This window comes from Microbulbifer pacificus, from assembly GCF_033723955.1.
In the GTDB taxonomy this organism is placed as follows: domain Bacteria; phylum Pseudomonadota; class Gammaproteobacteria; order Pseudomonadales; family Cellvibrionaceae; genus Microbulbifer; species Microbulbifer pacificus.
In genome coordinates this window covers 1,914,172-1,926,770 of the sequence record NZ_CP137555.1, presented here as the reverse complement: position 1 = coordinate 1,926,770, position 12,599 = coordinate 1,914,172, and the positions used below count along the sequence as shown (strand labels likewise).

Annotated in this window: 10 protein-coding genes and 1 tRNA gene; 9 read left to right on the top strand and 2 right to left on the bottom strand. The window is 57.2% G+C overall.

Going from position 1 to position 12,599, the window contains the following annotated elements:
• Positions 1–137: 137 nt before the first annotated feature.
• Positions 138–806 carry a PAQR family membrane homeostasis protein TrhA gene (gene trhA / locus R5R33_RS08325; RefSeq protein WP_318955557.1) on the top strand — a complete coding sequence of 223 codons (669 nt, stop codon included), beginning with the start codon at positions 138–140 and terminating at the stop codon, positions 804–806.
• A gap of 133 nt (positions 807–939) precedes the next feature.
• Complete coding sequence (locus R5R33_RS08320) at positions 940–2,166, top strand: lytic murein transglycosylase (RefSeq protein WP_318955556.1); 1,227 nt, start codon at positions 940–942, stop codon at positions 2,164–2,166.
• 210 nt (positions 2,167–2,376) lie between these two features.
• Here R5R33_RS08320 and R5R33_RS08315 read toward each other — a convergent pair whose 3' ends face one another.
• On the bottom strand, positions 2,377–3,393 hold the full coding sequence (locus R5R33_RS08315; protein WP_318955555.1) for a succinylglutamate desuccinylase/aspartoacylase family protein: 1,017 nt from the start codon (positions 3,391–3,393) through the stop codon (positions 2,377–2,379).
• 190 nt (positions 3,394–3,583) lie between these two features.
• Here R5R33_RS08315 and R5R33_RS08310 point away from each other — a divergent pair, with 190 nt between their 5' ends.
• From R5R33_RS08310 to R5R33_RS08295, 4 genes are all read left to right on the top strand, one after another.
• Positions 3,584–4,780 (top strand): multidrug effflux MFS transporter, encoded by a 1,197-nt coding sequence (locus R5R33_RS08310; protein WP_318955554.1) that lies wholly within the window; start codon positions 3,584–3,586, stop codon positions 4,778–4,780.
• A gap of 210 nt (positions 4,781–4,990) precedes the next feature.
• Positions 4,991–6,247, top strand: a complete 1,257-nt coding sequence (sorA, locus tag R5R33_RS08305; protein WP_318955553.1) for a SorA family sulfite dehydrogenase catalytic subunit — start codon at positions 4,991–4,993, stop codon at positions 6,245–6,247.
• Positions 6,248–6,257: 10 nt separating this feature from the next.
• Complete coding sequence (sorB, locus tag R5R33_RS08300) at positions 6,258–6,590, top strand: SorB family sulfite dehydrogenase c-type cytochrome subunit (RefSeq protein WP_318955552.1); 333 nt, start codon at positions 6,258–6,260, stop codon at positions 6,588–6,590.
• Between the two features lie 420 nt (positions 6,591–7,010).
• The gene (locus R5R33_RS08295) at positions 7,011–7,748 is read left to right on the top strand and encodes a transposase (RefSeq protein WP_318955551.1); all 738 of its coding nucleotides are present in this window, start codon (positions 7,011–7,013) and stop codon (positions 7,746–7,748) included.
• A 152-nt stretch (positions 7,749–7,900) separates the two neighbouring features.
• Here the strand turns inward: R5R33_RS08295 and R5R33_RS08290 are convergent.
• A tRNA-Leu gene (locus R5R33_RS08290) sits at positions 7,901–7,987 on the bottom strand.
• Positions 7,988–8,235: 248 nt separating this feature from the next.
• Between R5R33_RS08290 and ppc the strand changes: the two genes are divergently transcribed.
• The 3 genes from ppc to R5R33_RS08275 all read left to right on the top strand — a co-directional run bounded on the left by ppc (position 8,236) and on the right by R5R33_RS08275 (position 12,594).
• Positions 8,236–10,893 carry a phosphoenolpyruvate carboxylase gene (ppc, locus tag R5R33_RS08285; RefSeq protein WP_318955550.1) on the top strand — a complete coding sequence of 886 codons (2,658 nt, stop codon included), beginning with the start codon at positions 8,236–8,238 and terminating at the stop codon, positions 10,891–10,893.
• Between the two features lie 463 nt (positions 10,894–11,356).
• A complete protein-coding gene (locus tag R5R33_RS08280; RefSeq protein ID WP_318955549.1) occupies positions 11,357–11,839 on the top strand; it encodes a hypothetical protein in 483 nt (160 codons plus the stop codon).
• 47 nt (positions 11,840–11,886) lie between these two features.
• Positions 11,887–12,594, top strand: a complete 708-nt coding sequence (locus R5R33_RS08275; protein WP_318955548.1) for a fimbrial biogenesis chaperone — start codon at positions 11,887–11,889, stop codon at positions 12,592–12,594.
• Positions 12,595–12,599 lie beyond the last annotated feature (5 nt).

Below are 12,599 nucleotides of genomic sequence, written 5' to 3'. Positions count from 1 at the left end.
GGCGAAACCCGCCGGTCCCAATCTTTCCTTGCCTCGGCCGGCCTCCCGGCGGTTAAATTCCGATCTTGAGACCGTAGTTGAGCTTACGGTCACAAATGTCTGCCATACTGGCCTCGTATTCAGATCGGGAATTCATCATGTCCAGCAGCCTGTCCGCCAGCGTGAGCAAGCGCTACAGCTTCGCCGAGGAAATTGCCAACAGCGTTACCCACGGTATCGGGGCACTGCTGGCCATTGCTGGGCTGGGGGTACTGTGCGGCTTTGCGGCCCTGCGCGGTGATGTCTGGCATATTGTCAGCAGCAGTATTTACGCGGCCACCCTGATCCTGTGTTTCTTGTCGTCTACCCTGTACCACAGCATCACCCATGAGGGCGCCAAGCAGGTGCTGCGCACCCTGGACCACTCGGCCATTTTTCTGTTGATCGCCGGTACCTACACACCGTTTACCCTGGTGACCCTGCGCGGGCCCTGGGGCTGGTCGCTGTTCGGGGTGATCTGGGGGTTGGCGTTACTGGGATTGATCATCCAGTTCACGCCGCTGAAAAAGGTTCGCGCCCTGTCCATAACCCTGAGTGCGCTGATGGGCTGGGTTGTGATCGCGGCGATCAAGCCGCTGATGGACAACCTCGCGCCCGGTGGCCTGTGGCTGCTGGTGCTTGGCGGTCTCTGCTACACCGGCGGTATTGCTTTTTACCTGTGGCGCGGCTTGCGTTTCCATCACGCCATCTGGCACCTGTTCGTACTGGCGGGCGGTGTGCTGCATTTCTTTGCCGTGTTGTTTTATGTGATCCCACCGGCGGCGTAATTCCAACTTCTCATTTCTCCGTTGAAAAGAGTGTCGGTCCGGTCACAGCCTGAGTGACTGGCGCTTCTGCTCCCTTTCCGTTGCCGGGCTTCCGTTCTACCCTTGTGCGAGCTGTTATTGCCAAGGAGTTGTCATGGTCCAGTCCACCACGGCGTCGACGCGCCGCTTCGGTTTGATTTATTTTTTATTTTCCGCACTGCTTTTGCTGCCAATGTTGGCGGCCGCCGCGGCGGACCCCGGATTTGAAAAGTGGAAGCGGGAATTCCGCAAGCAGGCGCTGAGTGAGGGGATTACCGCGGAGACGTTTGACCGCGCCTTCAAGGGAATCGATTCCCCGGATCAGTGGGTGCTGGACAAGGCGAGCTTCCAGCCGGAATTCAAGGCGCCGGCATGGCAGTACTTCGACAACCGTATTACCAAATATGCGGTAAAGCGCGGGCGCGAGAAGAAGCAGGAATTACAGCCCTGGCTGGACAAAATCGATAAAAGGTTCGGGGTGAACCCGAATATCCTGCTGGCGATATGGTCGATGGAATCGAGCTTCGGTGCGATCCTGGATAACACGAATGTGATGCGCAGTGTGGTGCGCTCGCTGGCCACTCTGGCCTATGCCGACCCCAAGCGCAAAAAGTTCGGTACCAGCCAGTTGCTGGCGGCGCTGAAAATCCTGCAAAGCGGTGATATCGACGAGAGTCACCTGACCGGCTCCTGGGCGGGCGCGATGGGCCACACCCAGTTTATCCCCACCAGTTACCAGGCCTACGCGGTGGATATGGATGGTGACGGCAAGCGCGACATCTGGAATTCGGTGCCGGATGCACTGGCGACCGCGGCGAGCCTGTTGAACAAAAATGGCTGGCGCACCGGAGAGACCTGGGGCTATGAGGTAACGATTCCCGAGCACAAATTGCCCGCCGGCAAGTTGAAGATTTCCGAGTGGGAAAAGCTCGGAGTGAACCGGGTGCGCGGGCAGAAGTTTCCGCGCCCGGATGATATTGCGGAGCTTAAGGTTCCGGCGGGACGGGGTGGCCCCGCATTTCTGGTGCTGCACAATTTCTATGTGATCAAGCGTTACAACAACTCCGACCGCTATGCGTTGGCGGTGGGCATTCTGGCGGACCAGATTGGTGGGGCGGAGCCTCTGACGAAGGACTGGAAGCGTCCGTTTACCAAGCTGGATCAGGACGAGGTGATGGAGTTGCAGACCAAACTGAAGGAGAAGGGATTCTACGACGGCGAGGTCGATGGCAAGGCCGGTGAAGGAACGCGCAAGGCGATTCTCAAGTTTGAGGAGAGCGCCGGGGTAGAGCTGCAGGGCTTCCCGAGTAAGGAAGTGCTGGAGCTACTGCGCAAGAAATAAGCTTTTCGCTTCAAATCACTTCGTAGCCGGCCGTCACTTTGAGTGTACTCTGTGGCGGGTCGGCACCGGGTGTGGGTTTTCAGGACCGCTGTGAACCCATCCCTGGGCGCTGCGGCGCAAACTTCCTGTTTGCGACGCTCCTGAAAACCCACACCCGGCACCCACCCTTAAATTCGAATTTACTTACTCCATAAGCCTGAAAGCTATGCCTCAATAATTTTCCTCGGGCAACAGCGTATCCTGCAACAATTCCAGATTTTCCAACACCTCATTGGGCTCGTGGAAATAGGCCACGTGGTACATCGCCTCTCCCTCCTGCACCAGCGGAATATTCTGCATACCAATGATGATGCCGTCGGCGTCTGCCACTACCTTGTCCAGCTCATTGCCATAGAGATCGGCAATGGTGGCGAGGGTGTCGCCTTTGTGTACGTGGTCGCCAAGGTGACGTTTGTGGTTGACGATGCCGCTGTCGCCGGCGCGCAGCCAGCCACTGCGGCGGGCGACAAAGGGTTCGATGCCGTGGGGGGATTTTTTCGGGGGCAACATCTGCAGGTGGCGCAGGACGTTGAGTACACCCTTGACGCCGGCGCGGATACAGAATTCGTCGAAGCGCAGGGCTTCCCCGGCTTCATACAACAGGATACGCACGCCGAGGTCGGCGGCAGCCTGGCGCAGTGAACCGTCGCGGAGGGTGGAGTTCAGCAGTACCGGGACGCCGAAGGCGGCGGCCATGGCGCGGGTTTGCTGGTCGTCGAGGTTGGCGCGGATCTGGGGCAGGTTGCTGCGGTGCAGGGCACCGGTGTGTAGGTCGATGCCGTAATCGCATTTGGAGACGATTTCATCGAGGAATACATGGGCCATCCGCGCGGCGAGGGAACCGCGCGCGGAGCCGGGGAAGGAGCGGTTGAGATCGCGGCGGTCGGGGAGGTAGCGGGACTGCTGCAATACCCCATAGACGTTGACCACGGGCACAGCGATCAGGGTGCCGCGCAGGGAGCGCAGCGCCTTGCTGTTGATCAGGCGGCTGATGATTTCCACTCCGTTCAGTTCGTCGCCGTGAAGGGCGGCACACACGAAGATGGTGGGGCCGGATTTCTTCCCGCGCTGTACATATACGGGAATGGCCATTTCCGTATCGGTGTACAGACGCACTATCGGGAGTTCTATTTTGCGGGTTTCACCGCGGGCTACCGCTACGCCGGCGATGGTGATGACATCTTGCATGGGTTGTTGTTATTTCGGCTTGGATTTGACGTTTATTGTAGAAGTGACCTTCCACTTGGTGGAAGTCAGAAAGATGGATTGCGGGTGCCCGCAGAGAGCGCAGTTGCGGATCTGCCACAGGCCACTGTTAGAATCGAGTGCAGTTCGGGCCGCGCGGGTCCGGAAAGAATAAAGCTGGATGTAGCTGTTGATGAAACCCGAATTGATAAAAACGGCCCTGATTCTCGGACTGTTGAGCTGTGTTGGCCCGTTTGCTATCGACATGTACCTGCCGGCGATGCCGGCCATGGCCGAGGACTACGGGGTGCCGACGGCCATGTCCCAGTACACCCTGGTGTCCTTCTTCATCGCCTTCGGTATCTGCCAGCTGTTCTACGGTCCGGCTGCGGATATGTTCGGACGCAAACCGCCGCTGTATTTCGGGCTGGTGCTGTTCCTGTTCGCCTCCGTGGGCTGCGCACTGGCGCCCACCATCGAGTGGCTGATCGCGCTGCGCTTTGTGCAGGGTATCGGCGCTGCCTCGGTGATGTCGATTCCGCGCGCGATCATCCGCGACCGCTATACCGGCACCGAGGCCACACGCCTGATGACGACGATCATGCTGGTGGTATCCATTTCTCCCATGCTGGCGCCGCTGGTCGGCAGCCTGTTGATGGAGCCCTTCGGCTGGCCGGCGGTATTTTACGGCGTGGCGCTGGCAACCCTGGCGAGTCTGATGCTGATCCGCTTCGCGCTGCCGGAAACGCTGCCGGAGTCCGCGCGCACCCCAATCAGGCTCGGCGCCATGTTCGATGCATTCCGGGTATTACTGCAAGATGCCTATTTCATGGGGATGACATTGATCGGCGGTATGGCGATGGCGAGTTTCTTTTCGTTTTTGTCCATTGCCGCTTTCCTGTACACGGATTATTACGGTCTGACCCCCACCCAGTTCAGCCTGGCATTTGCCATGAACGCGCTGGGCTTTTTTGTTACCAGCCAGTTTGCGGCCAATCTGTGTGAGCGTTTTGGCGGCGTGCCTGTCGTGAAATGGGCTGTGGCCGGCTTTGCGCTGAGCGCACTGCTGAACCTGCTGCTGAACCTGCTGGGCGTCGACGACTTCGCGGTACTGGTGGGGCTATTATTGCTTGGCAATGGGTTCCTCGGCCTCGTGGTACCGACCAGCATGGTACTGTCGCTGGACGATCATGGCCCCATCGCGGGTACGGCTGCGGCTCTCGGCGGCACATTGCAGATGATGCTTGGGGCGGCTGCCATTGGCATCGTGAGCGCGGCGTTCGACGGCTCTCCGCTGACGCTGGTAGTGGCGATTGCCACCTGTGGCGTGTTGGCGGCACTGCTATTCATGTGCGTCTTGCGACGCTCCCCTCAGCTGGCGACATCATGATAAATGAGCCGACAGAAAAACAGCCATTCGGCGCAATTGGATGGCCACGCGGCGAGCCATTGACCTTGAATTAAGGCTGGGCTGCGGCAAATAAGGTGCCCATTTTTCTTGCTATGCAAGAAGTTAACTATGGTATCAGTTGGCCACCCGCCTTCTACCGCGAGGGGCCGCCTTAAGCACCGCCGGCTGCTCGGCCAAGGGAAGATCAAGATGGGTGATCATGAGGACTCGCATAGCAATTGGGATGTTCTGAACGCGTCGCGCCGGAGGTTTCTCGGCGCAGGGGCTGCGTTAGGTGGTCTTGCGTTTTTTGGTCGCAGCTCGCCAACCTCCGCGTTACAAAGGCTGGTCGAACTACCTATGTCGAACGGTCAGCGGGAACTCGTTACCTACCCGCAGAAGCGCGAGTTAATCCGGATGACCGCTCGTCCGGTGCAACTTGAAACGCCGATGTCGGTTTTCAATGAGGGTGTATTTACGCCGAACGATGCCTTTTTCGTGCGCTGGCACCTTGCGGGTATGCCGACAAGCATCGATGAACGCGCCTTTCGCATCAAGATTCACGGGCGGGTCAGGCAGCCTATTGAATTGACCATCGACGATCTCAAAAATAGCTACGAACCCGTCGAAATTGCCGCGGTCTGCCAGTGTGCGGGCAACAGCCGCGGTCTGTTCAATCCGCGAGTGGCCGGCGGCCAATGGGGCAACGGTGCCATGGGTAACGCCCTATGGAAAGGCGTTCGGCTTCGCGACATTTTGCAAAAGGCGGGCATAGAAAGCGGGGCAGCCCAGGTCAGATTCAACGGCGCTGACGGTCCCGTGCTCCCGTCCACCCCGGATTTTATCAAGTCCCTCGATATGGACATCGCGCTCTCGCCTGATGTCATCGTTGCCTACAGCATGAATGGCGCACCACTTCCCCTGCTCAATGGCTATCCCGTCCGCCTGGTGGTACCGGGGTGGTATGCCACCTACTGGGTCAAGATGCTGAACGACATTGAGGTAATTGGAGAGGTAGATGAGAGCTTCTGGATGAAACCCGCGTATCGGATTCCGGATAATCCCTGTGCCTGCACCGAGCCGGGAAAAAAGGGGGGCGATACGATTCCAATCAACCGCATGGTCGTGCGCTCGTTCATTACCAGCGTGGCCGATGGTGCAGCGCTCCCAAGCGGTCGCAGCCAAGAGGTAAACGGTATCGCGTTTGACGGTGGTTTCGGCATCGCCCGTGTAATGTTATCCACAGACGGCGGCAAGACCTGGGCCGAAACCAAACTCGGTAAGGACCACGGCAAGTACAGTTTCCGCGAGTGGCGTAGCACATTCACACCCAAGAAAGGAAACCACTATGAACTCGCCAGCATGGCAGTCAACACCAAAGGCGAATCGCAGCGCTTAACCCCACGCTGGAATCCTTCCGGTTACATGCGCAATGTTGTCGAGATTCTTCGGGTCACCTGCGTTTGAGGATCGAACCATGAGAAAAATATCGCTATCGAGACTTGCGCTGGCGGCACTCCTCATCCTGGCCGCACACCCAGTGCTCCTTGTTGCAGCAGGACCAGGCGAAGTGCAAATCGACCTGCCCCCAGAGACTGCGAAACTGAAACCGGGACCGGGCATGGATGTCGCCAACCGCAATTGCGCAATCTGCCACTCGGTTGACTACATCTACATGCAGCCGCCGCTAACTAGCGAGCAGTGGACCGCTACGGTAATGAAGATGAAAAACGCGTTTGGCGCGCCGATTCCGGATAATGAAGTGGCTACGATTGTGAATTATCTGTTGTCTCAAAATGGCAAAAATTAGCGGTTATTTTCGCTGAAATAGGTCTCCGCAATATCAACCTATTTCAGGGTGGGGCATCCGATCAAAAACAAGAAGCCCGGCTTTTTCTGGGTTTTTTGTTTTTGATGGATCAGGGATTGTTCCAGATCACTTTTGCAGCGAATGCCGTCTTCATTTTCATCGGTAGCCTGACCGATGCTCTTGCGTCCGTTAATAACATGCCTGATAGATTCATCTTTTTTATTGCCGCATGTCGTGAACTAAAAAGCGAATTTTCACGTCGCACACGATAGAAATTCCAGTGGTTGAGTGTGATGAGGTTAGGTTTCTAGCGCGAATGGTTTGAATTTTTTTTGATTAGTTTGTAATAATTCCAACCCTTTTCAGTGCTGGATGCACAACTGGTACACTCGTACAAAATAAAAAGGATTTTTTGGAAAGATGCCTCGTCTCCCCAGACTCAATCTGATTGATATTCCCCAACATATTGTGCAGGAAGGTCACAACAACCTGCCGTGCTTTTTTGGTTATGAGGATTATCAGTTTTATCTGACCAGCCTGCGCAGTGCGGCGGACCAGTATCTGGTTGAAGTGCACGCCTATGTGCTGCTGCCAAATATGATCCAGATTATCGCCACGCCCCGAGTTCCCGAGGGAATACCCTCTATGATGCAGTCCCTCGGGCGTCGCTATGTGCAATTTATAAATCACCGCTATCGGCGCTCAGGTACCCTGTGGGAGGGTCGTTACAAGTCGAGCCTGATCGATCCCGACGAATACTTGCTAACCTGTTACCGCTATGTCGAACTGCGCCCGTTGTATTTCGGGCTTACCCATTCCCTGGGTGCGTATTCGTGGTCTAGCTTCAATCACCATGCCAGCTCAGAAAGCAGTGATGTAATTTCAGATCACCGCTTGTATCTCGAGCTCGGAGATACTCCTCGTGCGCGCGCCGAGCAATATCGCAAGCAGTTTCGATATCACTTTGATCGCGGGCTGCACGAAGATATAGCGGAAACTATTAAGCTAGGGCAGGTGTTGGGTGGTGATGGGTTCAAAGATAAAGTTGAGCAGATCGCCAATCAGCGCGTGCGTCCACTGAAGCGTGGACGGCCGAGAATGGTTTCGAATAAACACTGTGAAAAATCTGAAGTCCACATATCGGAAGCGGTAACCTGATCCTGGCTAACCTGCTGCACATGGATGTTAGTCAGTCGGTGTTTAACGCTATCGCATAGCCTGATCTGTGCATTGTCACGTGCGGGTATGCGAAGGTAAAAATTAAGCGCAATAAAAAAGCCGACTCTTTCGAGTCGGCTTTTTTGCGGATATGGTGCCCAGGAGAAGACTTGAACTTCCACGACCGTAAGGCCACTAGCACCTGAAGCTAGCGCGTCTACCAATTCCGCCACCTGGGCAATCAGCGGTGCGTTCCGCTGAGGTTGCGCACTATAGCCGTTTTCTGCGGCGTGTCAATTGTCAGTTGTGACCTATTTGCGACCGGCCGTATCTGTCTTGGCATTTTCCCCGCTGGGGAGGGGGTACGCTTCGCTTGGAGGCATTATTCTTGTAGTTTTTTTACAGAAAAATACTGCTGATGCATCAATCTCTAGCGTGAAATATGTAAAATGTCGCGCAAATAAGTTCAATAGAAGGGAGGTATTTCGTGGATCAAGACCAAAATGCTCCGTTGAGGGAAGATGTCCGGTTGCTCGGCGAAGAGCTTGGTACAGTGCTGCGCGCCCAGGCCGGCGGCGCCCTGTACGACACCGTCGAGACCATTCGCCAGGTGGCGGTAGAGAGCCGCAGCCATGGGGAAATGCCTGTAGGAAAACTACGGGAGCTGCTGGATCCGCTGGATGACGAAACCCTGCTGGAAGTGGCGCGCGCCTTCAGTCAGTTCCTGAACCTCGCCAATATTGCCGAGCAGCGTCACCGCGAACGCCTGCATCGCCGCCATGAGCGCTTCCCGGGCGACCCGGATACAGACCGCGGCCTGCGCCAGGTACTGGCTGAGCTGAAGAATGCTGACGTGAGTCAGGAAAAGATCCGCCAGGCGTTGGCTGAGCTGTCGGTTGAGCTGGTGCTCACCGCCCACCCCACCGAGGTCACCCGCCGCACCCTGATCCGCAAATACGACCAGATCGCCAACCTGCTCACCGAGATGGATCGGCCGGACACGACCCCGGAAGAGGAGGAGCACCTGCGCCGTCTGCTGCGTGAGCAGATCATCTCCGCCTGGTGCACCGACGAAATTCGCCGCGAACGCCCGACCCCGGTGGACGAGGCCAAGTGGGGTTTCGCTACCATCGAGCAGTCCCTGTGGCAGGCTGTGCCGCAGGGCATGCGCGATATCGAGAAAGAGCTGGCACTGGCAGGGCTCGAGCCGCTGCCTGCGGATTGGGTGCCGGTGCGCTTTGCCTCCTGGATGGGCGGCGACCGCGATGGCAACCCCAACGTCACTGCCAAGGTGACCCGTCAGGTGTTGACCCTGGCGCGCTGGATGGCTGCCGACCTGTACCTGCGGGATGTGGAAAACCTGCTCGCGGACCTGTCCATGCACCGGGCCAGCGACGAGTTGCTGGCGCGCACCGGCCCCAGCCAGGAACCCTACCGCCTGTTGTTGCGCGAGCTGCGCGATCGTCTGCGCAATACCCGCGCACTGATGGAGGCGCGGGTAAATGGCGGCGTGGAACCCGAAGGGGCGATCTATGCCAGTGGCCGTGAGCTGTACCAGGAACTGAGCCTGATTGACCGCTCCCTGCGCGCGGTGGGCCTCGCTGCCATTGCCGAAGGCCAGCTGAAAGACACCCTCCGCCGCCTCAATTGCTTCGGCATTACCCTGTTGAAACTGGATATCCGCCAGGAATCCACCCGCCACGCCAATGTGATCGACGCGATCACCCGCTACCTGGACCTGGGCAGCTACGCCAGCTGGGGTGAGAAGGTGAAGCAGAAATTCCTGCTGGCCGAACTGGAAAGCCGCCGCCCATTGGTGAACGGTGCCTTCTACCGCAGTGAATTCTGTACCGACGAAGTGCGCGAAGTGCTCGACACCTGCCGGGTGATCGCCGAACAGGGGCCGGAAGGCCTCGGTGCCTATGTGATCTCCATGGCGAAAACGTCCTCCGATGTGCTCGCGGTGATGCTGTTGCAGAAGATCGCCGGTGTGCGCGAGCCGATGCGCGTGGTGCCGCTGTTCGAAACCCTGGACGACCTCAACAACGCCTTCGGCACCATGAGCGCGCTGTTGGAAATTCCCTTCTACCGCGAGCGTGTGAAGTCCGGCCAGGAAGTAATGATCGGTTATTCGGATTCCGCCAAGGATGCGGGCTTCCTCGGCGCGGCCTGGGCGCAGTTCCGCGCGCAGGAAGCGCTTACCGGTATTTTCCGTGAGCACGGTATTCCCCTGACCCTGTTCCACGGCCGCGGTGGCTCCATCTCCCGCGGCGGCTCGCCCACTCGTATGGCGCTGATGTCACAGCCCCCGGGATCGGTCGCCGGTCGCATTCGCGTTACCGAGCAGGGCGAGATGATCCGCTTCAAATATGGTCGCCCGTCTGTGGCCGCCTACAACCTCGAGCAGTACATGGCGGCGACCCTGGAGGCGACCCTGTTGCCGCCGGCGGAACCGCGCCCGGAATGGCGCGCGGAAATGGATCGCCTGACCCAGGCCTCGGTACGCGCCTACCGCGAAGTGGTGCGGGACGACCCCGCACTGGTGTCCTACCTGCGCACCGTCACCCCGGAAACCGAACTCAGCCGCCTGGCGCTCGGCAGTCGCCCGGCGCGACGCAAGCCCGGCGGCGGGGTGGAAACCCTGCGCGCGATTCCCTGGGTGTTCGCCTGGACTCAGATGCGCCTGATGCTGCCGGCCTGGCTCGGCACCGGTGCCGCGCTGGAAACCGGCCTGGAAAAAGCGCCGGACACCCTGCGTGCCATGAGCGAGCAGTGGCCCTTCTTCCAGACCGTGGTGGATATGCTGGAGATGGTGTTGGCCAAGTCCGACACCCGCGTGGCGTCCTGGTACGAAGAACGCCTCACCGACGACCCGGAGCAGCTGCGCCTCGGCATCGAGCTGCGCAGCCGCCTGGCGCGCACCGTCGCTGCACTCAGCCAGCTCACCGGGCGCAAGGATCTGCTGGACAACAACCCGGTGATGCGCTGGTCCATCCGCGTGCGCGATCCCTACACCGATCCGTTGCACCTGCTGCAGGCAGAGCTGATGGCGCGCCTGCGCACCCGCGAGGAAGATCCGGTGCTGGAAAGTGCGCTGATGGTGACCATTGCCGGTATTGCCGCGGGGATGCGCAATACGGGGTAGAGGTATTTCTCGGTTTGTGCAGCAATGCCTCACGCCGAAAATGATGACAGCGAAAAAAGAAGGTCGACTTGTGAGAGTCGGCCTTTTTTATTTTCGTTAAAATTGTTTTTCCTCTGCCGCCGCGTTCATCGAAACAGAAACAAGAATTCCGCCGACAAATAAATCTGCCGACAGTTCACTCCTGAATAACGCAGGCCGCGTCACTTTTAATCCTGCTGCTCGCAAAATAAACAATTTTGGATAGACTCAAAGTGCTCTACCGCTCGAATATTTGGAGAGGCAAGAGTCCCGCCGCAGTTAGTCCAGCGCGTGGATGATCAAGAGTCAGACACTTCTTTTTTGGTTGTCAGGTAGCTGTCTATGGTGAGGGGTTCCCGCTGTTTGCATTGCAGTGTATGTGGCGCGAGGAGCTGAAGTGGTTAACCCTTTTTTCATGTTTCGTCGGTAATGGAGAAACTGTCGTATGAAACACCTACTTGGTCTCGGCGCCGCCGCTGCCCTTATTGTCGCCGGAAGTGCATATGCCGGCGGTTACGAACATGACTATGGTCATGACTGTTATGAATGCTCGGATTCTGTGGAAATCTTACTCCAGGGTGAGATTGAGTGTTCGTGCGAAATCACGTTCAACGCACCTGCCGGATATTTAGATCTAAATTTACTTTTTTCCGGTGCCAAGGGTCTTACCCAGGTTCTAAATGTCGATTGCAATACTGACGACGATCTACAGGTTATTTTCGAGTCGGCGAACGAGGGATATCTTGTGCATCAGGTCGACGACACCTACAAAATCCCATACCACCTACTCCTGAATGCCGCTAATACAGTGTTTGGCACTCAATACGCATTTGTTGATGGTGACGATATTGACGTGTACTTAGACGACGTAGGAACCATGGCTGGCATTTATTCAGACACCGTCACGATAACGGTATTTGTTGATTAAGTAATAGACCTGGGGGCCGGGCATTTTGCAGCAGCCCGGTAACCCCGTTGTTCGATGAGAGAAAAATCATGCTGCGAAACCTTTTCCGCTTGTGCATTGCCCCTCTAATTTTCATCCTGTCCGCGCAGTACGCGCTTGGTTTTACATTGACACCGATGCGGAGTGTTTTGACGCTGCCGACTGATGTCGGCGGCAAGACGCTGATATTAAACAATCCGAGAAAATCTGATTTGCCGGTCGTATTTGAGATTTTCGAGCGCAAGGTCAACGAAGATGGCAGTGAGGAAGCAGTTCCCGTCGACGAAAGCTTTGTCATATTTCCACCTCAGGCCGTGGTCCCAGCCAGGAAAAAGCAGGCGGTGCGCGTGCAGTGGGTGGGGGGGGCATTGTCCCAATCACGTTCTTTCATTTTGTTTGCTCGTGAGTTGCCTCTTAGTTTAAGTGGCCAGGAACAATCTGGAATCAAAACGGTGCTGCGCGTGGGCGCTACCATTCATGTGACCGGTCGCGGTTTTACATCGAAGCCGGAACTTGTTAGCTATCACCCGGAAAAAGAAGGCGTGGTTATTTCCGTCGCCAACCGCGGCAATGAATACGTATATATCAACGACCTCGGCTTCAAGTTTGGCAATCAGAACGTCGGCGGATCGGATCTCGCCAGCGCTGCCGGTCGCACCCTGCTTCCCCCTGGGGTGATTCGTACTTTCACCGTCGGAGGTGTTCGCGGAACACCGGAACTCAAATTCAAAAAATAGACGAT